At 58.2% G+C, this 26,375-nt stretch carries 19 protein-coding genes and 3 tRNA genes; 10 read left to right on the top strand and 12 right to left on the bottom strand.

Going from position 1 to position 26,375, the window contains the following annotated elements:
- Positions 1 to 7: 7 nt before the first annotated feature.
- Positions 8 to 1,117: a PilT/PilU family type 4a pilus ATPase gene (locus ND528_RS27500; protein ID WP_137213445.1), complete on the top strand. Its 1,110-nt coding sequence runs from the start codon at positions 8 to 10 to the stop codon at positions 1,115 to 1,117.
- Positions 1,118 to 1,248: 131 nt separating this feature from the next.
- Positions 1,249 to 5,004, top strand: a complete 3,756-nt coding sequence (locus ND528_RS27495) for a hypothetical protein (RefSeq protein ID WP_263471684.1) — start codon at positions 1,249 to 1,251, stop codon at positions 5,002 to 5,004.
- Between the two features lie 48 nt (positions 5,005 to 5,052).
- Here ND528_RS27495 and ND528_RS27490 read toward each other — a convergent pair whose 3' ends face one another.
- The 10 genes from ND528_RS27490 to ND528_RS27445 all read right to left on the bottom strand — a co-directional run bounded on the left by ND528_RS27490 (position 5,053) and on the right by ND528_RS27445 (position 18,069).
- Complete coding sequence (locus ND528_RS27490) at positions 5,053 to 7,008, bottom strand: acetoacetate--CoA ligase (RefSeq protein WP_263471683.1); 1,956 nt, start codon at positions 7,006 to 7,008, stop codon at positions 5,053 to 5,055.
- A gap of 150 nt (positions 7,009 to 7,158) precedes the next feature.
- Complete coding sequence (gene hbdH, locus ND528_RS27485; RefSeq protein WP_130909657.1) at positions 7,159 to 7,932, bottom strand: 3-hydroxybutyrate dehydrogenase; 774 nt, start codon at positions 7,930 to 7,932, stop codon at positions 7,159 to 7,161.
- Between the two features lie 7 nt (positions 7,933 to 7,939).
- On the bottom strand, positions 7,940 to 9,331 hold the full coding sequence (locus ND528_RS27480) for a GntP family permease (protein ID WP_263471682.1): 1,392 nt from the start codon (positions 9,329 to 9,331) through the stop codon (positions 7,940 to 7,942).
- A 276-nt stretch (positions 9,332 to 9,607) separates the two neighbouring features.
- Complete coding sequence (locus ND528_RS27475) at positions 9,608 to 11,023, bottom strand: sigma-54 interaction domain-containing protein (protein WP_212616194.1); 1,416 nt, start codon at positions 11,021 to 11,023, stop codon at positions 9,608 to 9,610.
- Positions 11,024 to 11,156: 133 nt separating this feature from the next.
- Positions 11,157 to 12,731 carry an ABC transporter ATP-binding protein gene (locus ND528_RS27470; protein WP_263471681.1) on the bottom strand — a complete coding sequence of 525 codons (1,575 nt, stop codon included), beginning with the start codon at positions 12,729 to 12,731 and terminating at the stop codon, positions 11,157 to 11,159.
- A gap of 9 nt (positions 12,732 to 12,740) precedes the next feature.
- Positions 12,741 to 13,763 carry an ABC transporter permease gene (locus tag ND528_RS27465; protein WP_263471680.1) on the bottom strand — a complete coding sequence of 341 codons (1,023 nt, stop codon included), beginning with the start codon at positions 13,761 to 13,763 and terminating at the stop codon, positions 12,741 to 12,743.
- The gene (locus ND528_RS27460) at positions 13,763 to 14,824 is read right to left on the bottom strand and encodes a microcin C ABC transporter permease YejB (RefSeq protein ID WP_137213453.1); all 1,062 of its coding nucleotides are present in this window, start codon (positions 14,822 to 14,824) and stop codon (positions 13,763 to 13,765) included. The genes ND528_RS27465 and ND528_RS27460 overlap by 1 nt, the downstream gene beginning before the upstream one ends.
- Complete coding sequence (locus ND528_RS27455) at positions 14,824 to 16,692, bottom strand: extracellular solute-binding protein (protein WP_263471679.1); 1,869 nt, start codon at positions 16,690 to 16,692, stop codon at positions 14,824 to 14,826. The genes ND528_RS27460 and ND528_RS27455 overlap by 1 nt, the downstream gene beginning before the upstream one ends.
- A gap of 131 nt (positions 16,693 to 16,823) precedes the next feature.
- Complete coding sequence (locus ND528_RS27450; RefSeq protein WP_016774509.1) at positions 16,824 to 17,105, bottom strand: peptidylprolyl isomerase; 282 nt, start codon at positions 17,103 to 17,105, stop codon at positions 16,824 to 16,826.
- A gap of 94 nt (positions 17,106 to 17,199) precedes the next feature.
- Positions 17,200 to 18,069, bottom strand: coding sequence for an esterase/lipase family protein (locus tag ND528_RS27445; RefSeq protein WP_263471713.1), 870 nt, complete (start codon positions 18,067 to 18,069; stop codon positions 17,200 to 17,202).
- A 334-nt stretch (positions 18,070 to 18,403) separates the two neighbouring features.
- On the opposite strand from ND528_RS27445, the gene ND528_RS27440 reads away from it, so the two are divergent.
- Positions 18,404 to 19,483: a hypothetical protein gene (locus tag ND528_RS27440; RefSeq protein ID WP_130909661.1), complete on the top strand. Its 1,080-nt coding sequence runs from the start codon at positions 18,404 to 18,406 to the stop codon at positions 19,481 to 19,483.
- 52 nt (positions 19,484 to 19,535) lie between these two features.
- On the opposite strand, the gene ND528_RS27435 is transcribed toward ND528_RS27440, so the two are convergent.
- Complete coding sequence (locus ND528_RS27435; RefSeq protein ID WP_130909662.1) at positions 19,536 to 20,609, bottom strand: 3-deoxy-7-phosphoheptulonate synthase; 1,074 nt, start codon at positions 20,607 to 20,609, stop codon at positions 19,536 to 19,538.
- A 606-nt stretch (positions 20,610 to 21,215) separates the two neighbouring features.
- Between ND528_RS27435 and ND528_RS27430 the strand changes: the two genes are divergently transcribed.
- The 6 genes from ND528_RS27430 (at position 21,216) to ND528_RS27405 (ending at position 25,103) form a co-directional block, all read left to right on the top strand.
- Positions 21,216 to 21,659, top strand: coding sequence for a GNAT family N-acetyltransferase (locus ND528_RS27430; protein WP_212616200.1), 444 nt, complete (start codon positions 21,216 to 21,218; stop codon positions 21,657 to 21,659).
- A 127-nt stretch (positions 21,660 to 21,786) separates the two neighbouring features.
- Positions 21,787 to 22,428 carry a response regulator transcription factor GacA gene (gacA, locus tag ND528_RS27425; protein WP_024012761.1) on the top strand — a complete coding sequence of 214 codons (642 nt, stop codon included), beginning with the start codon at positions 21,787 to 21,789 and terminating at the stop codon, positions 22,426 to 22,428.
- Between the two features lie 2 nt (positions 22,429 to 22,430).
- A complete protein-coding gene (gene uvrC / locus ND528_RS27420; RefSeq protein WP_024012762.1) occupies positions 22,431 to 24,254 on the top strand; it encodes an excinuclease ABC subunit UvrC in 1,824 nt (607 codons plus the stop codon).
- A gap of 32 nt (positions 24,255 to 24,286) precedes the next feature.
- The gene (pgsA, locus tag ND528_RS27415) at positions 24,287 to 24,847 is read left to right on the top strand and encodes a CDP-diacylglycerol--glycerol-3-phosphate 3-phosphatidyltransferase (RefSeq protein ID WP_041478738.1); all 561 of its coding nucleotides are present in this window, start codon (positions 24,287 to 24,289) and stop codon (positions 24,845 to 24,847) included.
- A gap of 60 nt (positions 24,848 to 24,907) precedes the next feature.
- Positions 24,908 to 24,983: transfer RNA gene (locus tag ND528_RS27410), tRNA-Gly, on the top strand.
- Positions 24,984 to 25,029: 46 nt separating this feature from the next.
- A tRNA-Cys gene (locus tag ND528_RS27405) sits at positions 25,030 to 25,103 on the top strand.
- A gap of 83 nt (positions 25,104 to 25,186) precedes the next feature.
- Here ND528_RS27405 and ND528_RS27400 read toward each other — a convergent pair.
- A complete protein-coding gene (locus ND528_RS27400) occupies positions 25,187 to 25,720 on the bottom strand; it encodes a GAF domain-containing protein (RefSeq protein ID WP_163012213.1) in 534 nt (177 codons plus the stop codon).
- A gap of 495 nt (positions 25,721 to 26,215) precedes the next feature.
- On the opposite strand from ND528_RS27400, the gene ND528_RS27395 reads away from it, so the two are divergent.
- Positions 26,216 to 26,302 (top strand) — tRNA-Leu (locus ND528_RS27395).
- Positions 26,303 to 26,375 lie beyond the last annotated feature (73 nt).

Below are 26,375 nucleotides of genomic sequence, written 5' to 3'. Positions count from 1 at the left end.
TTCAGCCATGGAAATCGATGCACTGTTGTCAATATTGTCGCAAAAAAACGGCTCGGATCTGTTCCTCTCTACCGGCGCGCCCCCGAGCGCTCGCATTGACGGTGTGCTGACGGCGTTGCGCGAGCAGCCATTCAAGCCCGGTGAAACCGCAGCCATCGCCACCTCCCTGATGGACGCCGAGCAGCGCCGGGAGTTCGACCGGGATCTGGAAATGAACCTGGCAATCTCCCGAACGGGCGTCGGGCGGTTCCGGGTAAACATTTTCAAGCAACGCAACGACGTCTCGATTGTCATCCGCAACGTCAAGGTCGACATCCCGCGATTCGAAGACCTGAAGCTGCCGCCAGTGTTGCTGGAAACGGTGATGCTCAAACGTGGCCTGATTCTTTTTGTCGGCGCGACCAGTTCAGGCAAATCGACTTCGCTGGCGGCACTCATCGATCACCGCAACCGCCACAGTGCCGGGCACATCGTGACGATCGAAGACCCGATCGAATATATCCATCGGCACAAGCGCTCGATCATCAATCAGCGTGAAGTCGGCGTCGATACCCGAAGCTTTCATGCGGCTTTGAAGAACACTCTGCGCCAAGCTCCGGACGTCGTACTGATCGGTGAGATCCGTGACCGCGAAACCATGGAACATGCGCTGTCGTTTGCCGACACCGGCCATCTGGTCCTGTCGACGCTCCATGCGACGAACGCCAATCAGGCACTGGATCGCATCATCAATATGTTTCCCGAGGAAAAGCGTGATCAGCTCTTGCAGACATTGGGCAACAACTTGAAAGCCTGTGTTTCGCAGCGTCTGCTCCGCACTGTCGATGGGCAAAGGCGCGCGGCAGTTGAAATTCTTCTGGGTACGCCGACCATCGCTGACCTGGTCCGACGCGGCCAGTTCGAAGAACTCAAGCCGATGATGGAAAAGTCCGCCGAACTCGGTATGCAGACATTTGACGCGGCACTGTTTGCATTGTATGCAGAAGGCGCAATCAGCGAGCAGGAAGCACTCAAGAATGCCGATTCGGTGAATAACCTGAAGTTGCGAATCAAACTTCAGGGCGATCAAAAAGGCGCGGGCGATTCAACTTCAGGAGAATGGGGTTTGATCGACTGACGAGTAGCTTGCAGGGATTCAAGTTGCATGTCGCAACACTGCTTTATATTTAACCTATGGATCGCTGGCGTTGAACTGGATAAAACCTCATCAGGCTGAATGGTCAGCCAGTTGGTTTGATGAGGCTTTTAATGATTGACTTGAAGAAAGACAAGATATTCCGCCCTGCAAAAGTTACTTTGGCAGGCTGGCAATATCAATCCGCAGCAGATGCGATGGAACGTGAACAGGTATTGGCTCATCTTGAGCAAGCGCTGGATGAATACAACGACGATCAAATAATCAACTGGTATGCGCGTGAAGTAGAACTGCAGCCGGGCTCTTCACTTCACGATATCTATAACCCCGGCAGGCTTCTGCTTGCGGAGTTGCTCGAAACTGGCCCTGTCGTCGGCGCACTTGCCCGCGAAGAGGCGCGCGATCATGACGGACTGCTACGAGTGTCGCCAGAGGGCAAGATGGAAGTCCGCGCCGACAGAGGTTGGGTGGATCTGGTCGCGGCGCGTCACTTTGAATTCAGTCAGCCGACACGATCTGCGTTGATGGTGATTGCGGATATAGCAGATGTAGCCGGTGGTTTCATATGGCCTGATCTGGATGTCACTCTCGATCAATGGTTCAAGTTTCATGACATCGACTTGCCTGACAATAATGCCAAGGTCAGGAATCTGCTCGGTTTGTTCAGGTTTGCGCCTGAAGTAAAAGAGCCCGGGGATTACTGGGAGCACTTTCAAACGACCGATGATGTATTGGCAGCACTATCTGAAGAGCAGTTCTCGGAGATTCGCAAGGCCACGGCGAAGTTGATGCCCAAACGCAAATTACTGACCGCTCTGTACAACGTCTCCGGCCGCGCCGCTATATCCGATGAAAACGCAGCGCAGCGCATTGCCGAATGCGTCGAACATCCAATCGCGCTGGCGCTCGCTGGCAGTTATTTGAAAGAACTGAATTGGTATGGCGTTAATGAGGGACAAGCGGTCTGCGCAAATACCCTTCACCAATTGTTGATAACCGCAGTGTTGCTTGATCTCGATCCATCCATTGGCAACAGTCACTCAATCAACCGCCGCGATCTGTATTCGCCCGGCAATCTTGAACGTCATCCTTCAGAAATTCGCGACGAGTACGTCGAGTTTGTTCGCAACAAGCGCTGGATTGATCCGGAGCTGTCGCCCCTGGTCGCCCATCTGCTTCTGGCTCGCAACGCGCCGGAGTTTCTGGTCAGTGAAGTGCCGGCCACGGTCACGCTCGGCTCGATCGCCTGGATCAACCTTACTCGTGCGGTTGCGCTGGTTGAAGCGGCAAAGGCTGGAGCTTCGCGAGTCATGACCTATGCGCAGATCATTGCCTATGGCGAGCTGGAGGCAGTCAGTGAAGCGCAGAAACATCTGCGCGATCTGGCGATGATCGACCCGATTGTCGATTGGGCATTGCTGAACCGGATTATCGCCAGGACTGAGCTCGAACAATCAGAGGAGGCCAGTACACGGCTTGCACTTGATGCCTTCGAGCGACATTCGGAGCAATTCGCGCAGGTAGCCCGTGCGTTCTCGACCCCGTTGCCCAATCGTGCAGAAATAGCCCGGACTCAATTGAAAAAAGCCGCGCCAGGTTGCGACACCCTCGACGAGAAAGCGCTTTCCGAGCAAGGCGGGCAGCAAGTCATGTCAATGGTCGATCTGCATCAATCGGGAGACATGGCTACCGGTGAATGGGACAGACGCACCGTACGCCTGGTGAATCAAGGGCTTCTTCTTCCCGCCATTGATTACAATCCGTCGGGTATCAGCCTGTACACGCGTTATCCGGGATTACTCAAACTGGACTCCTGCGAGCTTGAGCTGGACCGGCAGTTGGCTGCGCATTTCAAGGCGTTGAACAGCGGCATGCTGTCCGCTGTAAAACTGGCTCTGGCGCAGATGCCGGAAGCCGATCTGCAGATATTCATGAATGCAGGCATCAACTTTTTCACTGTGCGCGAATCTGCCGTCTATGTCGTCACGCGTCGGGCCGGCGGCCCCCTCGGTATTGGCGTTGAACAAGAGACGCTGCAAAGCCGGGATGCCGCCACAGGACGTTTCGGCATAGTGATGTATGCGTCACATGAAAACGCCGAGCTCTGTTATGAGTTATTCACCTCGCGTGCAGAAACCCGAAAAAATGATGCGCTGGGAGCTCTCATCAAACGCGAGCGCAAGTTCCTGCAACGTTCGCGGATCAGTGCCAGCGCCAACATGACGCTGCCCCTGACTCGCACCGCAACTCAACGCCTGCCGTTAAACATCAAACGCTATACCCATGCAGCGGCCGAAGACACTTCGGTTACCAGCAGCATGGCGATCATCGATTACTTCGGTGAACTTGCAGCGCCGATGCAGTCTTCGGAACTGAAGCCGGGCTTCTATCAGAAATTCAATGATCCGGCGATCGCGCGCATCGCTGAATTTCTGGTGAATAACCGTCCGTTTTTGAACAGGAGCGAACTAAGAGAACTCGTGCGCATACCGACTCCACTGGAACTTTCCAAAGAAGAGGGTGAGCGACTGCTGACTTACTTCATCGACCTGCTGGTTCCGTTCAAGAAATGCATCGAGGACATCGTTTCGGGCGACCACAACAAAATGGTCGACGGGTTTTACGGATGTCTGATGGATGGCATCGGTCTCGTGGGAACCGTCGCTGGCGCCAGCTCGAAGGCGCTGAGCATTTGCGCCAAGGCTATTTCCACGACGGCCAAAGCCGCGCGCTTCACCCGCCTGGCGCTGACTTCGGCCATTTCACTTTTCAATCCGTTCGACGGTGTGCCATCCGGCCTGCAAGCGGGCGGCAAACTGCTGCACAAAGGGTTGTTGCGGTTCAATAAAAACAGTCACGACCTGATCCTCAAAGCCAGTGGGCAGTTGCACAAGATCAGTGGCCGCCGGCAATCCTGGGATCTGCTGGAGGCTGCCGATAATGTGCAACTGGGGCTGGGGAGCTGGCGACCCCGCGCAACCGCTGATGCCGTTGGCGTACTTGCTGCCCGCCGTGGTGACAAATGGTACGCACTGAACCGACGCGGCAACCTCTGGGGCCAGCCCCTGGATGGTTTCGCGTATCACGCCCCGGTGCAGTTACCCTATTCGCCACGCACATTGCCGCTCAGCTATACGCGCAAGTTTATCGAGCGAAGTCTGCCGCGCGCGCGGGCCAAGATCGATAACGCGATCGAAGTCTTCAACCGTCATGATTTCAAACGCGATCGCGAGTCACTGATGAAGATCGTGTTCGGCAGTGCCTCACAGATATCCACTGATCGCCTGGTAAACTACCTGCGTTTGATTCGTTTCGATTTCGCCGGTTTTTCCTTGAGCAACATGGTTCTGGACGGGCTCAAGATCAACGACACCCTGGCATCGTTCGATGCGGACAATTACCAACGCTGGAAAGACGCGGGGTCAGAACAAGGCGCCGACATCGCGTTTGTGCAGGTCTATACAAAAAACCTCAACAGACATTTCGTCAGCATGGGCTTCAACCACGACGTGGTTGCCGACGACCTGATTCATGAGCTGTTCCACGCCAGTGCGCAAACCGATGATGTCGGCTATGCCAGCGACGCCGTGCACACAAGTGACGATGGCCAGCGCCTGGACGTGACGGAACTGCTGAATCTGGCTGCCGGCTGCCTGCGTGAGTCGGACACCGGGACAGACTGCCACGCGCCGTCCAGAGCCTTCGAAAACGCCGACTCGCTGGCCTTGGCAACCTCGCTGTTGAGTCAGTTGGCTACCGATAAAGCTACCTTCGATGAAAACATGACGATCCTGCGCGGCGCACTCGAGGCCAATGCAGGCAAGGCCATTGGCGAGCCAATCGTCATTACCCTGAACAAACCTCGCTGATGAAAAGCACTGCCGCCAACCTGTTGGATGGAGGCGCCAGTGCCGTTTTCAATCAACAAGCTCCGGCCGGTCCCGAAACTGTTCCAGCGCTTCGGGATTGGCCAGCGCATCAGTGTTCTTGACCTGTTCGCCGTGCACCACATTACGCACGGCCAGTTCCACGACTTTGCCGCTGATGGTGCGCGGTATGTCCGTCACTGCAACGATCCGCGCCGGGACATGCCTCGGCGTGGTATTGGCGCGGATCACCTCGCGAATTCGCTGCTCAAGCCCTTGATCGAGTTCGACGCCATCGCGCAAACGCACGAACAGCACGACACGCACATCATCCTGCCACTGCTGGCCGATGGCGACGCTGTCCAGCACTTCGCTGATTTTCTCGACCTGACGATAGATTTCCGCCGTGCCGATACGCACGCCGCCCGGGTTCAACACCGCATCCGAACGCCCATGGATCATCATCGCGCCGTGCGCCAACTGCTCGGCATAATCACCCTGCGCCCAGACGCCGGGAAACAGGCTGAAATAGGACTCGCGCAGTTTTGTGCCATCCGCGTCATTCCACAAACCGATCGGCATTGCCGGGAAATGCCGCGTGCACACCAGCTCACCTTTCTCACCGATCACCGGCCGGCCAGCGTCGTTCCAGACCTCGACGGCCATGCCCAGGCTTTTGCCGATGATTTCCCCGCGCCGTACCGCTGTCAGCGGATTGCCGTTGACGAAGCACGAGACGATGTCGGTGCCACCGGACATCGAGGCCAGGCACACGTCGGTTTTGACGTCGCGGTAAACGAAATCGTAGCTTTGTGGTGACAAAGCCGAGCCCGTGCACAGCAGCGTTTTTAAACTGCTCAACTCATGGCTTTGCCGTGGTTTGGCGCCGCTGCTTTCCAGCGTGGCGAGAAACTTGGGGCTGGTGCCGAACACACTGATGCGTTCGTCGTCGATCAGGTCGAGCAAACGCTGATGGTCCGGATGAAACGGCGAGCCGTCGTAGAGCACCACGGCGCTGCCAACCGCGAGCGCTGAAACCAGCCAATTCCACATCATCCAGCCGCAGGTCGTGTAGTAGAACAGGCGATCACCGGGGCCGAGGTCGCAATGCAACCCGTGCTCCTTGACATGTTGCAGGAGCACGCCGCCGGTGCTGTGGACGATGCATTTCGGCACGCCAGTGGTGCCGCTGGAGTACAGCACGTAGAGCGGATGATTGAACGGCACCGGGGTGAAATCCGGTTGGCCGCCAGGTTGATAGAAGTCTTCCCACAAGGCGACGTCGGCCTGGGTTTGATAATCCTCGATACGCGCTTGCGCACGGGCGTACGGCACGATGATCAACTGCTGTAGCGAGGGCAGCTGTGCCAGGATTTCGTTGAGCTTGGCAGTCTGATCGAGGGTTTTCCCGGCGTATTGATAACCGGCGCAGGTGAGCAGCACTTTCGGTTCGATCTGGCCGAAGCGATCGATCACGCCGTGGGTGCCGAAGTCTGGCGAAGAGCATGACCAGATTGCGCCGAGACTGGTGGTAGCCAGCATCGCCACCAGGGTTTGCCAGGTATTGGGCATGCACGCGGCTACACGATCGCCTTGAGCCACGCCGGCCGCGCGCAGGCTGGCCTGGAAACCGGCGACGTGCTCGGCCAGTTCGGCCCAGGTCAGTTGTTCGCGCTGGCCGTTCTCCGCCACAGCAACCACCGCCACGGCATCATCGCGACGGCGCAGCAGGTGTTCAGCAAAATTCAACGTCGCGCCGGGAAACCACTCGGCGCTGGGCATCTCTGCACCTTCACGCAAGACGGCGTCGGGCTGAGTGCGAAAGCGGATGTCGAAGAAATCGACGATCGCCTGCCAGAACGCCGGGCGCTGATTGATGCTCCATTGGTGCAGGGCGGGATAGTCGTCGAGGTGTAGCGAATGCCGGTGATTGATCTCGCGCCGGAAGACGTCCATACGAGAACGGGCGATACGCTGGGCGTCGGGTTGCCAGAGGATATCGGACATGGGTTTGCCTCTTCTTGTCTGATTCGTACAGGCCAGGGAGATCATCCCCGGTGGGAGCGAGCCTGCTCGCGAAAGCGTTGTCTCAGTATCCCGAACTGTGCCTGATACACCGCATTCGCGAGCAGACTCGCTCCCACAATGGCCAGATGTTTATTGTGCCAACCACCCACCATCAATATTCCACGCCGCGCCGCGCACCTGGCTGCCGGCCTCGCTGCACAGGAACAGCACCAGCTCACCCAGATGCTGCGGTGTGACGAACTCCAGCGACGGCTGTTTTTCCGCCAACAGATCATGCTGCGCCTGCTGCGGATCGACGCCCTTGGCGGCGCGATCATCGATCTGCTTCTGCACCAGCGGCGTCAACACCCAGCCAGGGCAGATCGCGTTACAAGTCACCTGACTGGTCGCAGTTTCCAGCCCGACCACTTTGGTCAGGCCGATCACGCCATGCTTGGCGGCGACGTACGCGGCTTTGCCGGTGGAGCCGACCTGGCCGTGCACCGAGGCGATATTGATGATGCGGCCCCAGTTCTTGCGGCGCATGCCCGGCAGGCTCAAACGGGTGCTGTGGAATACCGATGACAGGTTGATCGCGATGATCGAGTCCCAGCGCTCAACAGGAAACTCTTCTACCGCCGCAACGTGCTGAATCCCCGCGTTGTTGACCAGAATGTCGACCCCGCCAAACTCGCGCTCGGCGTAGGCGACCATGTCGGCAATCTGCGCCGGGTCGCTGACATCGGCGGGATGATGGCCAACCTTGCCGCCGTACTGAGCGACGTCGGCGATCACTTTCGAGGCGTCGCCGAAGCCATTGAGAATCAGGTTGGCGCCCGCTTTCGCGAGAGTCAGCGCGATGCCCAGGCCGATGCCACTGGTGGAGCCGGTTACCAAGGCTGTCTTGCCGGAAAGAGTGGTCATGAATACCTCACACAATGCCAGTGGCGTAGAAAGTGCCGATCACCACGAAAACCGCCAGGGTCTTGATCAGCGTAATACAGAAAATGTCTTTATAGGCTTCGCGGTGGGTCATTCCGGTCACCGCCAGCAAGGTAATTACCGCGCCGTTGTGCGGCAGGGTGTCCATGCCGCCACTGGCCATCGCGGCCACGCGGTGCAGCACCTCCAGCGGAATATTCGCCGCGTGCGCCGCGCTGATGAACTGCTCGGACATCGCTGCCAGCGCAATGCTCATGCCGCCCGAGGCCGAACCGGTGATGCCGGCCAGCAGCGTCACGGTGATCGCTTCGTTGACCAACGGATTGGGGATCTGCTTGAGCCAGTCGGCCAGCACGAGGAAACCCGGCAGCGAAGCGATCACTGCACCAAAGCCGTATTCAGACGCCGTGTTCATCGCCGCCAGCAAGGCACCGCTGACTGCGCTTTTGCTGCCTTCGGCGAGCTTGCTTTTAATCGCCTTAAAGCCGAACGCCAGCACCATGAGGATGCCGACCAGCAACGCCGCCTGCACCGCCCAGATCGCCGTGAGCTTGGCGATTTCGGTAGTGACAGGCGCGGCCATGCCCGGCAGCGCGAGGCTGTGAGTCTTGCCGTACCACTGCGGAATCCACTGGGTGAAGAGCAGGTTCATGATGCCCACGGCCAGCAAAGGTGAGAGGGCAATCCAAGGGTTGGGCAGCTTCAGGTCTTCGGCGGTTTCCGGTTCGTTGCGCAGTTCAGTGCCGTAACCTTCACCGGCACGCTGTGCCTTGTTGCGTTGGCGCTGGAGAAACAACATGCCGGCGCAGAACACGAAGATTGTGCCAATCACACCTAGCCACGGCGCCGCCCATGCGGTGGTGTTGAAGAAGGTGCTGGGGATGATGTTCTGGATCTGCGGCGTGCCGGGCAGGGCGTCCATGGTGAAGGAGAATGCACCCAGGGCAATGGTCGCCGGGATCAAGCGTTTGGGGATATTGCTCTGGCGGAACATCTCCGCTGCAAACGGGTAAACGGCGAAGACCACAACGAACAACGACACGCCGCCATACGTCAGCAGAGCGCAGACCAGTACGATCACCAGCATCGCTTGTCTGGTGCCAAGCAGGCGAATCGCAGCGGCGACGATCGAGCGCGAGAAACCGGACAATTCGATGAGCTTGCCGAACACCGCGCCGAGCAGGAATACCGGGAAATAGAGCTTGATGAAACCGACCATCTTGTCCATGAACACCCCGGTGAACGCAGGGGCAACGGCGGACGGATCGGTGAGCAGGACCGCGCCGAGGGCGGCGATCGGGGCAAAGAGGATGACGCTGTAGCCACGGTAGGCGGCGAGCATCAGCAGCGTTAGGGCTGCCAAGGCAATGATCACACTCATGGTGTGTCTCTCCAGGATTGTTATTTTTGTGGGTGGAACGGGTGTGGAGAGGTGTTAGCGAGATTTGTGCCAGAAGCTCAAGTTATTGAAATATAAGGATATTATTCTTCTCAAAGAGATGTTTGGATTGATATTGTCTCTAATCAGAGACTTTCATTGCTGGAAGGACGCTTTCGCGAGCAGGCTCGCTCCCACAGCTGACACCGGGTTCCCTGTGGGAGCGAGCCTGCTCGCGAAGCTTTTGCTCTCGTCTTAAAAGAGAGATCGGCTGTCTCTTTATATAGACTCGGCAATCCCGAGTGCAGCCATTTTCTTGTACAGCGTCGACCGCCCAAGCCCCAACCGAACCGCCGCCTCCGGCACTTTCCCCGCGCATTGCGCCAGGGTCGACTCGATCAACTGCCGATCAAACCGCGCCCGCGCCTGTGCAAATGTCTCCCCAGCGGAGGCTTGCATGCTCGGCTCGGCCGTTCGCTCAACCGGAGTAAACGTGCCAATCGCGCCGCGAATATCCTGCTCGGTCAGGATCAGATCATCACTGAGCAACGCCGCCCGCTCCAGCACATTGCGCAACTCACGGATGTTGCCCGGCCACGCATGCTGGCCGAGCAACGCCAGCGCGTCGCGGTGCAGTTCATGCTGGCTGCGCAGTTCTTCGAGAATCGCCTCGCTCAGCGCCGGCAGATCATCGAGACGTTCACGCAGCGGCGGCACCTGGATCGGCAGTACGTTGAGGCGGTAGTACAAATCGGCGCGAAATTCGCCACGCTTGATCGCAGCCTGCAAATCCGTCGAAGTCGCGGCGATTACCCGCACATCGCTCTGTATCACTTCGTTGGAGCCGACCGGTTCGAACTCCTTTTCCTGCAACACCCGCAGCAATTTGCTTTGCAGCGGCAGCGGCATGTCGCCGATCTCGTCGAGAAACAGCGTGCCGCCCTGAGCGATTTGTAATTTACCGGTGCGGCCCTTGCGATCAGCGCCGGTAAAGGCGCCGGGTGCCGTGCCGAAGAACTCTGCTTCGAGCAAAGCTTCGGGAATTGCCGCGCTGTTGATGCTGACGAAGGCTTTGTGCGCGCGTGGCGAGGCGCTGTGAATGGCTTGCGCGAGCAACTCCTTGCCGGTGCCGGTTTCGCCCAGCAGCAACACGGGCGAATCGGCGCTGGCACTGCGCCTGGCGCGGCGTTTGACTTCGAGGCTGGCGGCGCTGGTGCCGATGAAATGGGCGAAGTTGTATTTGGTCTGCCGCGCACGCAGCAGCGAGCGCGTCGAGGCCAGTTCTTCCTGCATGCTCAGGTAGCGCTTGAGCATCGGCGACAGCGTACGCAACTCGTCGAACAGGGCAAAACCGATGGCGCCGATCACGCTGCCGGCATCGTCGTGGATCGGCAGGCGCATCACCACCAGCGGTTCCTTTGGCGTGTCCTGCATGTCCAGCAGAATCGGCCGACCGGTGCGCACCACCTCGCGCAGCAGGCTGCCGGGGATCACGCTTTCGCAGGGTTTGCCGATAGCGCCTGCCGCTGAATCGAGACCGAAGCGCCGGGCGTAGCGTTCGTTCATCCAGACGATATTCGCATCGCGGTCAACAATCACCGTGCCTTCGCTGGATTGCTCGATGATCTCGAACAGCGAACGGATCGCCAGGGTGCGCACCCGTTGGTAGTCCTTGAGGCTTTCGGTGGTGTTCATGGAGGCTGATCCTGATTGTTTGTTGCCTGTGACGGCCCATTCGCGAGCAGGCTCGCTCCCACAGGGGCCTGCATTCCAAATGTGGGAGCGAGCCTGCTCGCGAATGCCGCGCCGCGAATTAACAGAAAAAAATCTACCCCGGATGCGCCGCCGCCAACAGCTCTCTGGTGTAGGGATGCTGCGGGTTGTCAAACACGTCGTGACTGGCACCACGCTCTACCACCTGGCCGTCCTTGATCACGATCATGTCGTGTGCCAACGCGCGCACCACTGCCAGATCATGGCTGATGAACAGATAGGTCAAACCGTATTTTTCCTGCAAATCACGGAGCAGGGCGACCACTTGTTTCTGTACGGTGCGGTCGAGGGCCGAGGTCGGTTCATCGAGCAGGATCAGCGCCGGTTTCAGCACCAAGGCCCGGGCGATGGCGATGCGCTGGCGTTGGCCGCCGGAAAATTCATGCGGGTAGCGATGGCGGCTTTCCGGGTCGAGACCGACTTCCTTGAGCACGCGGATCACTTGCTCATCGCACTCATTGGCCGTCGACTCGCAGTGCACTTCCAGGCCTTCGCTGATGATCTGTGCCACCGACATGCGCGGGCTGAGGCTGCCGAACGGATCCTGAAACACCACCTGCATCTGCCGCCGCCACGGGCGCAGTTGCTTCTGATTGAGGCCGTCCAGCGCTTCGCCCTGAAAGCGAATGCTGCCCTCGGAATCCAGCAAACGCAGGATCGCCTGGCCCAGCGTTGACTTGCCCGAACCGGATTCGCCAACAATGCCCAAGGTCTTGCCGCGCTGAATATTCAGACTGATGCCATCGACAGCGCGCAGATACTGCTTGCGCCTGAACAACCCGCCGCCGACCTGGAAATCAACGCGCAGGTCAGCGACCTCCAGCACATTTTCGTGTTCGTCACGGGGCAGGGCTTCACCTTCCGGCTCAGCATTCAACAGCACGCAGCTGTAAGGGTGTTTGGGTTCGGTGAACAGGGTTTCGCAAGGGGCCTGCTCGACAATCTCACCGGCCTTCATCACACACACGCGTTGCGCGATGCTGCGCACCAGATTGAGGTCGTGGCTGATCAGCAGCAGCGACATGCCGAGCCGCTGTTGCAGGGACTTGAGCAGCAAGAGGATCTTGCGCTGCACAGTCACATCCAGCGCCGTCGTTGGCTCGTCAGCGATCAGCAACTCCGGTTCGCAGGCCAGGGCCATGGCGATCATCACCCGTTGCCGTTGCCCGCCAGAGAGTTGATGCGGATAGGCTTTCAGACGTTCCTTGGGCTTTTGAATGCCGACCAGTCCGAGTAGTTCGAGAATGCGCTGCTGCGCTTGCTTGCCGCCGAGGCCACGGTGCAGCAACAGGGTTTCGCCAATCTGCTTTTCGATGGTGTGCAACGGATTGAGCGAAGTCATCGGCTCCTGAAAGATCATGGCGATGCGATTGCCGCGCAGTTCTCGCAAGACCTTCGGATCAGCACCGAGCAATTCTTGCCCGCGATAGCGGATGCTGCCACGGGTTTGCGCTTCACTCTCGGGCAGCAGCTGCAGGATCGAATGCGCGGTCACCGATTTCCCCGAGCCCGATTCGCCCACCAGTGCCAGGCACTCACCGGGGCGGATATCCAGGCACAGGTCACGCACCACGGTCTGGCCATGGAAGGCGACATTGAGGTTGCGGATTTCAATCAGGTTTTCAGTCATGGTCACGCTTCAGGATCGAGGGTCAAAAGCGTCGCGCAACGCTTCGCCGATGAATACCAATAACGAAAGGATCAACGCCAGGGTGAAGAACGCGGTCAAACCCAGCCATGGCGCTTGCAGGTTCTGCTTGCCCTGACCGATCAGTTCGCCCAGCGAGGCACTGCCGGCCGGCATGCCGAAGCCGAGGAAATCCAGCGCGGTCAGCGTTGAAATCGCCCCGGTCAAAATGAACGGCAGGTAGCTCAGCGTCGCGTTCATTGCGTTCGGCAGAATGTGCCGGAAAATCACCTTGCGGTCAGTCAGGCCCAGCGCTCGCGCGGCTTTGACGTATTCCAGATTGCGCCCGCGAAGGAACTCGGCGCGCACCACGTCCACCAGCGCCAGCCAGGAAAACAGCGCCATGATGCCCAGCAGCCACCAGAAATTCGGCTCGACGAAACCGGAGAGGATGATCAGCAGATACAGCACCGGCAGCCCCGACCAGACTTCCAGCACGCGCTGTCCGAGCAAGTCGACCCAGCCGCCGTAGTAGCCCTGTAACGCGCCGGCGGCGATGCCGATCAACGCGCTGATGAAGGTCAACATGAGGGCAAACAGAATCGACACCCGAGCACCAAAGATGACCCGCGCCAGCACATCCCGCGCCTGATCGTCGGTGCCCAGCCAGTTGACCGAAGTCGGCGGGCTCGGCGCCGGTTTGTTCAAGTCGTAGTTGGGTGTGTCGGAGCTGAACGGAATCGGCGGGAACAGCAGCCAGCCACCGTCCTTGCGAATCAGGTTCTGCACGTATTCGCTGCGGTAATCGGCCTGAAACGGCAGTTGCCCGCCGAACTCCTGTTCGGTATGGCGCTTGAGCACCGGGAAATACCACTGGCCCTGATAACTGACCATCAACGGTTTGTCGTTGGCGATCAGTTCGCCACCCAGCGTCAGGATGAACAGGCCGATGAACAGCCACAGCGACCACCAGCCGCGCCGGTTTTTCTTGAAGCGTTCGAAGCGGCGACGACCCAAAGGCGAGAGCTTGAACATCAGGCATTCCTCGCGGCAAAGTCGATACGCGGGTCGACCAGGGTGTAGCAGAGGTCGCCGATCAGTTTTATCAGCAGGCCGAACAGGGTGAAGATGAACAGTGAACCGAACACCACCGGATAGTCCCGCGATACCGCTGCTTCGTAACTCATGCGTCCAAGGCCATCGAGGGAGAAGATCACTTCGATCAGCAGCGAGCCGGCAAAGAACACGCTGATGAACGCCTGAGGAATTCCCGAAACCACCAGCAGCATGGCGTTGCGAAATACATGTCCGTACAGCACACGGCGTTCGCTCAAGCCTTTGGCTCGGGCCGTAACGACGTACTGTCGGGTGATTTCATTGAGGAACGAGTTTTTTGTAAGGATCGTCAAGGTCGCGAATCCACCGATCACCAGCGCGGTGACCGGCAGCACCAGATGCCAGAAATAATCGGCGATCTTGCCCAGCGTCGATAGCGATTCGAAGTTGTCGGAGACCAGCCCGCGCACCGGAAACCAGTTCAGCGAAGTGCCGCCGGCGAATACCACGATCAGGAACATCGCGAACAGAAACGCCGGCATCGCATAGCCGATGATGATCGCCGTGCTGCTCCAGATATCGAAATGGCTGCCGTGGTGCACCGCCTTGCGGATGCCCAGCGGGATCGACACCAGATAGGTGATCAGCGTCGCCCACAGTCCGAGCGAAATGGTCACCGGCATCTTTTCCAGAATCAGGTCAGTGACTGTTGCGCCGCGAAAAAAGCTCTTGCCGAAGTCCAGTTGCGCGTAGTTCTTCAGCATCAGCCACAGGCGCTCATGAGCCGGTTTGTCGAAACCGTATTGTTTCTCGATGTCCTTGATCAGTTGCGGATCGAGGCCACGGCTGGCGCGCGAAGCGTTGCTCGATGTCTCGCTGGCACCACCGCTAACACCGGCGCCGCCAATGCCTTGCAGGTGGGCGATGGCTTGTTCGACCGGTCCGCCGGGCGCGGCTTGAATGATGACGAAATTGACCAGCAGGATGATCACCAGCGTCGGAATGATCAGCAGCAGGCGCCGCAGTATGTAACCCCACATCAGTGCGGTCCTCCTGGTCTGCCGCGACTGATTTTCTCAGCGGTCATCTGCTGATTGGTCAGTGGCGTGCGGCTGATTTCCCACCAGCTCTCGATGGCTTCGTCATTGCTCGCCTGCACCGTCGGAATGCCAAAGCGGTTCCACCATACGGTCGAGGTGCCCGGCGGGTAGTAATTGGGAATCCAGTAGTAATTCCATTGCAGGACCCGGTCCAGCGCATGGGCGTAATGCAGCATGTCCGATTGAGTAGAGGCGCGGATCAGCCCGTTGATCAAGGTGTCGACCGCCGGGTCCTTCAGCACCATGTAATTGTTCGCCCCCGGATCGTTGGCCGCAGCCGAGCCGAAATAGTTGAGCAATTCACCGCCCGGCGAAGTGGTGACGGGGTAGCCAGTGACGATCATGTCGTAGTCGCGGCTCATGAGGCGATTGACGTATTGCGAGGAGTCGATGCGGCGGATATTGAGCTCGATGCCGATCTGTTTCAGCGTGCGCTTGTAGGGCAGCAGCAGGCGATCCATGCCGTTCTGGCTGACCAGAAAAGTGAAACTCAGCGGCTCACCGGCGCTGTTGACCAGTTGATCGCCATCGGGCTTCCAGCCGGCCTGTTCGAGCAAGTCCAGGGCTTGCAATTGCTTGTCACGAATAATGCCGCTGCCATCGGTCTTCGGTGCCTCGAAAACCTTGCTGAATACTTCCTCAGGCACCTGACCGCGCAGCGGTTCAAGGATTTTCAATTCCTGCGCATCGGGCAACTGCCGGGCGGCGAGATCGGTATTGGAAAAGTAGCTCTGCTGGCGGATATAGACGTTACGCATCATCTGCCGGTTGCTCCATTCGAAGTCCCAAAGCATCGCCAGCGCCTGGCGCACGCGACGGTCCTGAAACATCGGCTTTTGCAGGTTGAATACAAAACCCTGGGCCGATTGCGGCGCTTCGGTGGCGAGGTGGGCTTTCTGCAAACGGCCATCGCTGAGGGCAGGGCTGTCGTAGCCGATCGAATAGCCGGTCGCGGAAAACTCGCGGTTGTAGTCATAGGCGCCGCCACGCAGCACCTGGCGGGCGACGTCGGTGTCGCCGAAGTACTCGATGCTGAAATGATCGAAGTTGTACAGGCCGCGACTGACCGGTAGGTCCTTGCCCCACCAGTCGCCATTGCGTTCAAAGGTGATGCTGCGCCCGGAGTCGACCTTGCCGACCCGGTACGGCCCGCTGCCCAACGGCGGTTCATAACCACCGCCGCCGGCGAAATCGCGGCTCTTCCACCAGTGTTCGGGGAACACCGGCAGGGTCGCGATATCCAGAGGCAGGGTGCGGTTTTCGTTGCTTTTGAAGTCGAAGCGCACGGTCAGCGGTGCCTCGATTTCGACGCCTTTGACGTCGGCAAACTGGGTGCGATAACGCAGGCTGCCTTGGGTCATCAGCAGGTTGTAGGTGTAGCGAACGTCCTCGGCGGTGATCGGTTTGCCATCGGCAAAACGCGCCTTCGGGTTGATGAAAAAGCGCAGCGACAGACCGTCTTCCGAGCGTTCCATTTTTTCCGCCACCAGACCGTACACCGTGTACGGCTCATCCAGCGAGCGCTGGGCCAGTGGCGAATACAGCAGACCGTCGATCTGCGTCACGCCGATGCCTTTGTCTATATAAGGCAGCAGATGATCGAAGTGGCCGATTTCGATTGCCGAGCGCCGCATCGTCCCACCCTTCGGCGCCTGCGGATTGGTGTAGTCGAAATGGCCGAAGCCGGCGGGGTATTTGGCCGGTTCGCCGTAAACGGTCAGTGCGTGTTGCGGGGCAGCGGTCGCACCGGCGGCACCCGTGAGCAGGGCGAGGGCGGTGAGCATCAGTGTGGGAAAAACCAGTCGCATCGTCAGCCTTGGAACGCAAAATCGATAAGCGCAAGTTGTACGCGAGCCGCGCGCCACTCGCCAGCCGTATATGTAACTGAAACACAACGGCCCACCAAAGGGTGGGCCGTTGTCAGCAATCGGACGACGAATCAGTCCTGACGGCTGGTGACTTCCAGCAGGTGATAACCGAACTGGGTTTTTACCGGGCCTTGCACGACGTTGATCGGCGCGCTGAACACCACGGTGTCGAATTCCTTGACCATCTGGCCTGGACCGAACGAACCCAGATCACCACCCTGACGGCTGGACGGGCAGCTGGAGTTGGCTTTGGCGACTTCAGCGAAATCGGCGCCGGCTTCGATCTGAGCCTTGAGTTCGTTGCACTTGTCTTCGCTGGAAACCAGGATGTGGCGGGCAGTGGCTTTAGCCATGGGAATTCTCCGAACTGTTTCAATAAAAGGTGAAGCCTACCGGAATCGGTGGGCGAATTCTCGGCAAAGTTCCATTCTGCGTCCCTGACGCTATTCAAAGATCTGCGATCCGCAGACGCCGGGCGTGCTCGACATACAGTTCAATCGGATCAGGCGATGGCCCGTTTGCGCAAGTGGTACGCCGCAGGCTCGCCAGATGATCCATTGGATAATCTGAGCAGATAACCTGGCCGAGATGGCTGCTGAAGCGTCCGACGAAACCGTCATTCTGCTGGGCTTCGGTGGTGAAGTATTGCGCCAGCACAGCGCATATACGCTGAACCGGATCCTGCGCTGGGTACATGGACTGCGGGACAATGCCGCTCCACGAGTAATAGCGCACGCCATTGACTTGCTCGGCGCCGTGGCCGCCCCAGGTTTGCGGCAAGCCCTGGGGAAACTTGTCATTGAATTGACCAACGCCGACTGTCGTCAGTGCGTTGAGTGCCGCCAATGCATTCTGCGGCAGTGCCACGCTGCCGCTGAGCAGCGACAGCAAGTCAGCAAATTGCGTCGCCACGTTCTGTGCTACAGCTTCGGGGAGCTTGCCCGGGATCAGCGCCTTGCGCAGGAAGTCGGCAAGCTCCGAGCCATGGTTCGGGCCGCTGACGGAGGTGACTGAAGCAACGACGTTTGGCGCAAGCGCCGCCGCATAGCGCGCAGCGAGTGCGCCTTGACTGTGTCCTATAAGGTTGACTTTCTTCGCGCCTGTGCCTCGCAGTACGCAGGCCAGCTGTGACAGCAGTTGCTCACCCCGCATTTCATTGTCGAGGGTGGCCGAAAGGTGTGGAACAAACAATCGACAGCCAGCCGCTTTCAGCGCGGACTTGACGTCATGGAACAGCTCGAAATGACCGATACGCTCGAACCCGAACAGACCGTGGACCAACAGGATGGGATAACGAGTTGTAGCATTCCGTTGCATGTTCTTACCTTTTTCGTAGAAGTTCATCGGGAAATCACCGAGCCACTCTAAAACACCCATATCGCCGAGGAAGTACGAAGAGGCTTCGCGTTGTGTTTGAAAATGGACTACGAGGCGTACGAAATTTCGGAGAGCTGTGAAATCCGAATCGGAAGTTCATAGGGTCGTTTGTCGTTGGGAACTCACCGTGAGGGTCCTTGCCTACTTCAGGCGGCGCGTTTGCCGCGTCATCGCGGTGTCTTGAGCTGACATCTAAATCGTGTGGAAAGATGCTCAATGTAGATGTCAGTGTCGTCATTCGGGGCGGCACGTTTTCCAGGGAGTGGAAACGAAAATGAATAGCCATGAAGTCGAGTTTTGCTGGCGCATGCGTCAGCCGATGGTTGCCGAGCTGTCCGTCGACCCTCTGATCGCGCCGACGATTGACGGGCTAAAAGGGAGCGTGTTGGATCCTTCGCTGGTCAGGGCGATCGTTCGCATTTCTCCTTATGCCAACATGAGCTGTGGCGATCAGCTGGTGCTGTACTGGGAGGGGCTGGATATCGAAGGCTTTGCCTATCAATACGAGAGCGTTCGATTCATCAGCCAGGCGCAGATTGGCAAAGACGTAATTTTCGTCATCAAAGGAATGCATGTGGCCGCGCTGGATGGAGGTTCGCTGGAGGTTTACTCGACACTTCGAACTGCGTCCGCACCCAAGGCAATGGAATCTGCTCGCCTGCAACTGTCTGTGGGCGATGTCCGTACGCAATTGTTGGCACCGCAGATAGAAGGCTCGGTAAACGGAGCGCTGGATCCGTCGCGAGTGGCCGAGGGCACCCTGGTAACTCTGCAGCCTTACGCGAGAATGTCTGCGGGAGATCGGGTGGCGGTGTCCTGGCACGGAGATACCTCGCCAGAGATCTTTACCGACTCGTTGAACATTGAGGCCTACGCCGTCGCCCAAAGCTTGTCGTTCTGGGTGCCGGGCAGCTATATCGAAGCGCATCGTGGTGGTGAAGTCGTCGTCGCTTATCGTGTCGAACAGCGTTGTGGAACGATTCGAACGTCGGAGCCTGCAACGGTTTTCCTCGGGCCTGCGGTGCGTGCGCAACTGACTGCGCCGGATGTCGTCGAGGCGGTTGAAAACGTGTTGTCACTGAAGGATTCGCTCGACGGCGTTTCCATTCGCATGGAAGAGGCGCAGGTGCAGGCGGATGAATTGGTCTATCTCAAGTGTGACGGCGAGTTTTTCAGCCATCGCGATGACCTGGAGATCACTCAAGAGACGGCGGGGCAACCGGTGCGTTTCATTGTTCCCCATCGGTTCTGGCGCGAGCATCACGGCACGACAGTCGATATTGCCTACACCATCGAACGTCTGGACGATGTCAGTCAGCAATCTGCTGTCAGGCGGATCAGCGTAGTGGCATAGCCTGGGCGGTCGGCCCTCCGCACTCTGTACGGAGAGGGAGGGCGATCTGATATCAGGCTCTGGCTTGTGCGAGGCGCTGCGCAGCGTCGGTCAGCAATTGTTCCGTTGCGGCGAATCCGAGGCATCCATCGGTGACCGATACGCCGTAGCGCAGAGAGGTGCTCAGCGGCTGGCAGCCTTCGAACAGGTGAGACTCCAGCATCATGCCGATCAGCGACTGGTTACCACGCAGGCGTTGTTCAAGCACATCGTTGAACACCGCTGGCTGACGCAATGGGTCTTTGCCGCTGTTGGCATGGCTGCAGTCGACCATGATCCGGCTGGGGATATTCAGTCGGCTGAGCTCGGCCCTGATTTTCGCTACGCTGGTTTCGTCGTAATTTGGCCCTTGATGGCCACCGCGCAGCACGATGTGGGTGTCAGCGTTGCCGGCTGTTTGCACGATCGCCGGATGCCCTTGGCTGTCAACGCCGAAGTGCCGATGCGGATGGGCTGCCGAGCGCATGGCGTCGACAGCGATGGCGGCGCCGCCGTCGGTGCCGTTCTTGAAGCCCACCGGCATGTTCAGGCCGCTGGCCATTTCTCGGTGAATCTGCGATTCGGTGGTGCGGGCACCAATGGCCACCCAGCTCAGCAGGTCATCAAAGTAGTTGGCGGCCATGGGTTGCAGGAGTTCGGTAGCGACCGGTAGCCCGAGCCGGATCATTTCCAGCATCAGTTCGCGCGACAGCGTCAGGCCGGCGGCCATGTCGTCAGTGCCATCCAGGTGTGGATCGTAGGCCAGCCCTTTCCAGCCGACCGTCGTACGCGGCTTTTCGACGTAGGCGCGCATGACCAGAAGCATTTCACTGCTGACATCCTCGGCCAGGCGAGCGAGTTTGCCGGCATATTCGATCGCCGATTGCGGATCATGGATAGAGCAGGGGCCAACGATGACCAGCAGGCGCGGGTCTTCACCGTTGAGGATGGCGCGCACCGCCTGGCGATGGGCATTGACCTGCTGATGCAGGGAATGGCTGAGCGGTAATTGCTGTTTGAGCTGCAACGAGCTGGGCAGGCGCAGGGTCAGCGCTTCGTTGGCAGAATCGAGGGTGGACAGCGGCAACGCGGAAACTGAAGAGTTCATGTTTGGTCTTCCTGGGCGGATGGCGGGTTTTTCCCGCGCACTCGGCCCTATTGGGGTGTTCGACAAATGGCCGTACTGGCTAGGCGTGTGTGTTTGCCACCTGTAGGTGACCGATCGGAGGCGGCAGGCTGTCCCGAGCGGAGGCTGGTAAATCGCCAGGCGCTAAAGCTGTCGTAACGGTAATAAGTGGCGTAGTTCATGGTGTATTCCTCGAAGTGTCTGGTGTGGTGCTGAAAATTGTGGGCCTGAAAAAACAAAACCCCCGGTCGGGAGGCCGACCGGGGGTTGAGAAATCTCTGGTAGGCGACCCGTTATCATGGGCGCCGTGTGGGTATCAGGCGCGCCAGTGGCTAAACCAATACCCAAAATAGAAATTGACCGGAGCGCAGGTGACATTCGCCCGGGCAGCCGCCACCGAGCGCGAGGCGCTGGCGATGCAAGACTGTGAAAGGGCGTTGAACATGGTCTGTCTCCGATGAATGCGCCGAGCTTACTCGACGCTGATACGCGTCAGCAATCAGAAAATGCTATTGCTCGCCGAGCAAAACGGCTATCAGTGGCAAACGATCCGGTTAAAGTACATTTTTGCGCTTGGAGAAGAGCTGAATGAGTTACCGAATTCGGCATGCCACCGATCATGATCTTGCTTTTGCACGGGACCTGACCTGTCGCACCATGCTGCGCTATTACATTGACCACGATCTGTTGTGGCAGGACGAGGCGTTCGACGCCGGCTGGCGGTATCGTGACAACTGGATGATTCTGGGGGATGAAACGCCGATCGGCTTTTTCAGTCTGAGCCAGGATTCGCGAGCGCTCTATATGCGCGAATTGCAGATTGATCATGCCAGGCAAGGGCAGGGCGCGGGTTCCTGGGCCATTGATCAGGTTATCGACATGGCTCGTCAGGCAAGACGACCGGCGCTACGGCTGACAGTGTTCGATAACAACCCGGCGCAGAAACTGTATGTACGCAAGGGACTGCGCATCGTGGGCAGGGATGAGTGTTTCCTCAGGATGCAGCTCGATTTAAGTACAGCTGTGCTCTGAAACCCACGGCCGGCAAGCCCTGAATGATGAATTGAAACTTTTTAAATGCGGCTTTCCGCTAGGTCTGTCGGGCACTTTTTGCTAAGGTGTCGGGCATCCCAATAAGACCATATCGCGAGGTGTCTGCTTGATTAGGGTGCTAGTGGTCGACGACCATGATCTCGTTCGTACAGGCATTACACGGATGCTGGCCGATATCGATGGCCTGCAGGTGGTGGGTCAGGCCGAGTCAGGTGAAGAGTCCCTGATCAAAGCCCGTGAGTTGAAGCCTGACGTAGTGCTCATGGACGTCAAGATGCCCGGCATCGGCGGCCTCGAAGCCACACGCAAACTGCTGCGCAGCCATCCGGATATCAAGGTGGTTGCCGTTACGGTGTGCGAGGAAGACCCTTTCCCGACGCGTTTGCTGCAGGCCGGCGCCGCCGGTTACCTGACCAAGGGCGCGGGCCTGCCGGAAATGGTCCAGGCCATTCGGCTGGTTTTCGCCGGGCAGCGTTACATCAGTCCGCAGATCGCTCAGCAGTTGGCGATCAAATCATTCCAGCCAACCAATGATTCGCCATTCGACGCGTTGTCCGAGCGGGAAATCCAGATTGCCTTGATGATTGTAGGCTGCCAGAAGGTCCAGATCATTTCCGACAAGTTGTGCCTGTCGCCGAAAACCGTGAACACCTACCGCTACCGCATTTTCGAGAAACTTTCGATCAGCAGCGACGTTGAGTTGACCCTGCTCGCGGTGCGTCACGGCATGGTGGATGCCAGCGCCTGACCATGACCGAGACATTCGATTCCAGTGCTTTCCTGTCGACCGTCAGCGGTCGGCCCGGCGTCTATCGCATGTTCGACAGCGAAGCGCGCCTGCTGTACGTGGGCAAAGCGAAAAACCTGAAGAAACGTCTGGCGAGCTACTTTCGCAAGACCGGGCTGGCGCCGAAAACGGCTGCATTGGTCGGGCGTATCGCTCAGGTCGAGACGACCATCACCGCCAACGAAACCGAAGCGCTGCTGCTTGAGCAAACGCTGATCAAGGAGTGGCGCCCGCCGTACAACATCCTGCTGCGCGACGATAAGTCCTATCCGTACGTGTTCCTCTCCGACGGGCAGTTTCCGCGCCTGAGCATCCATCGCGGCGCCAAAAAGGCCAAGGGCAAGTATTTCGGGCCGTATCCGAGTGCCGGGGCCATTCGTGAAAGCCTGAGCATCCTGCAAAAAACCTTTTTCGTCCGTCAGTGCGAAGACAGTTATTACAAGAATCGCACTCGTCCATGCCTGCAATACCAGATCAAACGCTGCAAGGCACCATGCGTGGGTTTGGTCGAGCCTGACGTCTACGCCGAAGACGTGCGCCACTCGGTGATGTTCCTCGAAGGTCGCAGCCACGCGCTGACTAACGAGCTGTCCACCGCGATGGAAGAGGCAGCGATCAATCTCGAATTCGAACGCGCGGCCGAATTGCGCGACCAGATTGCCTTGCTGCGTCGGGTGCAGGACCAGCAAAGCATGGAAGGCGGAACCGGCGATATCGACGTTATTGCCGCATTCGTCAATCCCGGCGGCGCCTGTGTTCACTTGATCAGCGTGCGCGGTGGCCGAGTGCTGGGCAGCAAGAATTTCTTCCCGCAGGTGGGCATCGAGGAAGACGTTTCCGAGGTCATGGCAGCGTTCCTCGGCCAATACTACATCAGCAGCCCCGAACGCGATCTGCCGAGCGAACTGATCGTCAACGTGGTTCACGAAGACTTCCCGGCGTTGATCGAAGGGATTCACACATTGCGCGGCCGTGAGTTGGCTATCAGCCATCGGGTGCGCGGTACCCGTGCGCGCTGGCAGCAACTGGCCGTGACCAACGCTGAGCAAGCGTTGGGCGCGCGTCTCGCCAACCGTCAGCACACCGCCGCGCGATTCGACGCGCTGGCCGAAGTGCTGAATCTGGATGAACCGCCGCAACGCCTGGAATGCTATGACATCAGTCATTCCAGCGGCGAAGCCACGGTGGCCTCTTGCGTGGTGTTCGGGCCGGAAGGCGCGATCAAGTCGGATTACCGCCGCTACAACATCGAAGGCGTCACCGCCGGCGACGACTACGCGGCCATGCACCAGGCGTTGACTCGCCGCTTCAGCAAACTCAAGGACGGCGAGGGCAAGTTGCCGGACATCCTGCTGGTCGACGGTGGCAAAGGCCAATTGTCGATGGCCCGCGATGTGCTCAACGAACTGGCCGTACCGGATCTGATCCTGTTAGGCGTCGCCAAGGGCGCCACGCGCAAGGCCGGTTTCGAAACGTTGTATCTGAATGATGCGGCCCACGAGTTCACCTTGCGCGGCGATTCACCCGCCTTGCACCTGATTCAGCAGATCCGCGATGAGGCGCACCGCTTCGCAATTACGGGTCATCGCGCTCGTCGCGGCAAAACCCGCCGAACCTCAACGCTGGAAGGCGTGGCAGGGGTAGGGCCGACACGCCGCCGTGACCTGTTGAAACATTTTGGTGGATTGCAGGAGCTGTCTCGTGCAAGCATCGAAGAGATCGCCAAAGCCCCGGGGATCAGTAAAAAGCTCGCTGAGTCGATTTATGCGAACCTGCATAGTGAGTAGAATGCCCCTTCACCTCGTAGCCAGTTGTGCCGATGAATATCCCTAATCTGATTACCGTTCTACGCGTCCTGCTCATCCCGATCTTCATTTTGCTGTTCTATCTGCCTTACCAATGGAGTTACATGGCCTCCGCCTCGGTGTTTGCCTTTGCGGCCGCAACTGACTGGCTCGATGGTTACCTGGCGCGCCGACTGGAGCAGAGCACTCCGTTCGGGGCGTTTCTCGATCCGGTCGCCGACAAGCTCATGGTCGCTGTTGCCTTGGTCCTGCTGGTGCAGGAACACGGCAATCTTTGGCTCACGCTGCCAGCGGCGGTCATCATCGGTCGCGAGATCGTGATTTCGGCCCTGCGCGAATGGATGGCCGAACTCGGCGCCCGGGCACAGGTGGCTGTTTCCAATCTGGGCAAATGGAAAACCGCTGCGCAGATGCTCGCATTGGTGATTCTGCTGGCCCATCCAAAGGCTCTCAGCTTCTGGGTCGTGCTTGGTTACACATTGTTGATCGTGTCGGCAGGGCTGACCCTATGGTCGATGGTTCAATACCTTCGCGCCGCCTGGCCGCACCTGAAGACCGATGTCGAAAAGAAATAAAAGTTTTTTGAATCAAGGGGTTGACGGGGCATCTTAATTCTATAGAATGCGCCACACCAAGCGGGAATAGCTCAGTTGGTAGAGCACGACCTTGCCAAGGTCGGGGTCGCGAGTTCGAGTCTCGTTTCCCGCTCCAATTTGTACAGTGTTTGTTGTTGTGCTACTGACAGCGAATGCTTTGAGGCCGAGTAGCAAAATGGTTATGCAGTGGATTGCAAATCCACCTACGCCGGTTCGATTCCGACCTCGGCCTCCACTATCAAAAACCCCGTAGATCAATGATCTACGGGGTTTTTTGTTGTCTGCAGAAAAATGTGGTGCTCACCTGTTTGCGGAGGGTCAATCAGTCAAGCACGATCCGGTCTGGATGTGGCTGGCACCTTCCACCGTGAGATTCGAGAAAAAGATGCAGCCAATGAGCCGCGCGAACAGCGTCAATGTCTCTGCAAGATCGGGGTTGTCAAACAGAACAGCCCTTGAGTCCAGAGCACATAAGGCACCCCAGAGTCTCCCGTCCGGCAGGAAAACAGGCGCGCCTGCGTAGCTTTCAATCGAATATTGCTTCACCACAGGACGTGACGAAAGTCGTCCATCCTGGCTGATTTGTGGAAGGAAGAGGGCTTGCGGATTTCGTCGAAACTCACTGCAAAGGGTGGTTTCCAGATCCAGCGTATCGCCGACATTTATTCCCAGTTCAATCGGATCGTACGCCGAACAAACGATCCACTCTGTTTCAGTGAATTTTGCGATGCCGGCAAAGCGTGTACCGGTCAGACGGGTGACAAGTTGCAGGATATTGGTGGTTGCTTCGATCTCGGCGATCGCCGAGCGCTCCTCTTGGCTTAAAGACGCTTTTAGAACGGTGTCACTCATTTGCATGGAATCAAATCTCCTGATTGCTTGTACATCCCTGAGCACTGCTCTGGTGACGTTCTGTGAGGCGTGATCGTGGTTGAAGGGGGGGGGCGTGCTGATTACCCTTTGATTATTGATTTCGGCGCCATCCTTTAGCGTAGACATCCCGTCCAGTCCTGGGTTGCCTGCTCATAATCTCAATCGATGAAACATCTGTCACCCGTGCAGCTAAGGTGATGGTGAGCGTCTGAATCTTTTGAGTTTATCGTCTCAATTTCCAGTCGGGTTGCTGCGATTTGCCAGTAACCTCGGCGTCTACTTCAAGCAAACTCCGTAGCTCCCTGATTTCTGAGGCTTTTTGATTTTCCTCGGTCAGCGATATTTAGTTCTCAAATCGCGCACTCCAAACTTGCTTCACCGGGACGTGATGTATATATTCCCCGCTCGGCTTTTCAAGCGGCCATCCTGTCAGGATCGCAACCGCAAGGCTGAGCAAAGCAACACCGCGCTACCGCCCGAATGGCGAAACTGGTAGACGCATGGGACTTAAAATCCCCCGCTCGTAAGGGCGTGCCGGTTCGATTCCGGCTTCGGGCACCATGAATATCAAGGGCTTGCATGACATACCTCATGCAAGCCCTTAGTTCTTTTTTCCGCAATCAAAAAATCTTTT

The sequence above is a fragment of the Pseudomonas mercuritolerans genome (assembly GCF_025706525.1).
GTDB classification, from domain to species: domain Bacteria; phylum Pseudomonadota; class Gammaproteobacteria; order Pseudomonadales; family Pseudomonadaceae; genus Aquipseudomonas; species Aquipseudomonas mercuritolerans.
This window is presented reverse-complemented; position numbering and strand designations above follow the sequence as displayed.

Bases quoted from the DNA above. Each gene is read 5' to 3' on its own strand.
- ND528_RS27450 (WP_016774509.1), bottom strand. From the start codon at position 17,105: ATGGCTAAAGCCACTGCCCGCCACATCCTGGTTTCCAGCGAAGACAAG.
- ND528_RS27490 (WP_263471683.1), bottom strand. From the start codon at position 7,008: ATGTCCGATATCCTCTGGCAACCCGACGCCCAGCGTATCGCCCGTTCT.
- ND528_RS27435 (WP_130909662.1), bottom strand. From the start codon at position 20,609: ATGAACTCTTCAGTTTCCGCGTTGCCGCTGTCCACCCTCGATTCTGCC.
- ND528_RS27470 (WP_263471681.1), bottom strand. From the start codon at position 12,731: ATGACTGAAAACCTGATTGAAATCCGCAACCTCAATGTCGCCTTCCAT.
- ND528_RS27495 (WP_263471684.1), top strand. From the start codon at position 1,249: ATGATTGACTTGAAGAAAGACAAGATATTCCGCCCTGCAAAAGTTACT.
- ND528_RS27475 (WP_212616194.1), bottom strand. From the start codon at position 11,023: ATGAACACCACCGAAAGCCTCAAGGACTACCAACGGGTGCGCACCCTG.
- hbdH (WP_130909657.1), bottom strand. From the start codon at position 7,932: ATGACCACTCTTTCCGGCAAGACAGCCTTGGTAACCGGCTCCACCAGT.
- ND528_RS27430 (WP_212616200.1), top strand. From the start codon at position 21,216: ATGAGTTACCGAATTCGGCATGCCACCGATCATGATCTTGCTTTTGCA.
- ND528_RS27400 (WP_163012213.1), bottom strand. From the start codon at position 25,720: ATGAGTGACACCGTTCTAAAAGCGTCTTTAAGCCAAGAGGAGCGCTCG.
- ND528_RS27460 (WP_137213453.1), bottom strand. From the start codon at position 14,824: ATGTGGGGTTACATACTGCGGCGCCTGCTGCTGATCATTCCGACGCTG.
- ND528_RS27455 (WP_263471679.1), bottom strand. From the start codon at position 16,692: ATGCGACTGGTTTTTCCCACACTGATGCTCACCGCCCTCGCCCTGCTC.
- ND528_RS27445 (WP_263471713.1), bottom strand. From the start codon at position 18,069: ATGCAACGGAATGCTACAACTCGTTATCCCATCCTGTTGGTCCACGGT.
- ND528_RS27440 (WP_130909661.1), top strand. From the start codon at position 18,404: ATGAATAGCCATGAAGTCGAGTTTTGCTGGCGCATGCGTCAGCCGATG.
- uvrC (WP_024012762.1), top strand. From the start codon at position 22,431: ATGACCGAGACATTCGATTCCAGTGCTTTCCTGTCGACCGTCAGCGGT.
- ND528_RS27480 (WP_263471682.1), bottom strand. From the start codon at position 9,331: ATGAGTGTGATCATTGCCTTGGCAGCCCTAACGCTGCTGATGCTCGCC.
- ND528_RS27465 (WP_263471680.1), bottom strand. From the start codon at position 13,763: ATGTTCAAGCTCTCGCCTTTGGGTCGTCGCCGCTTCGAACGCTTCAAG.
- pgsA (WP_041478738.1), top strand. From the start codon at position 24,287: ATGAATATCCCTAATCTGATTACCGTTCTACGCGTCCTGCTCATCCCG.
- ND528_RS27500 (WP_137213445.1), top strand. From the start codon at position 8: ATGGAAATCGATGCACTGTTGTCAATATTGTCGCAAAAAAACGGCTCG.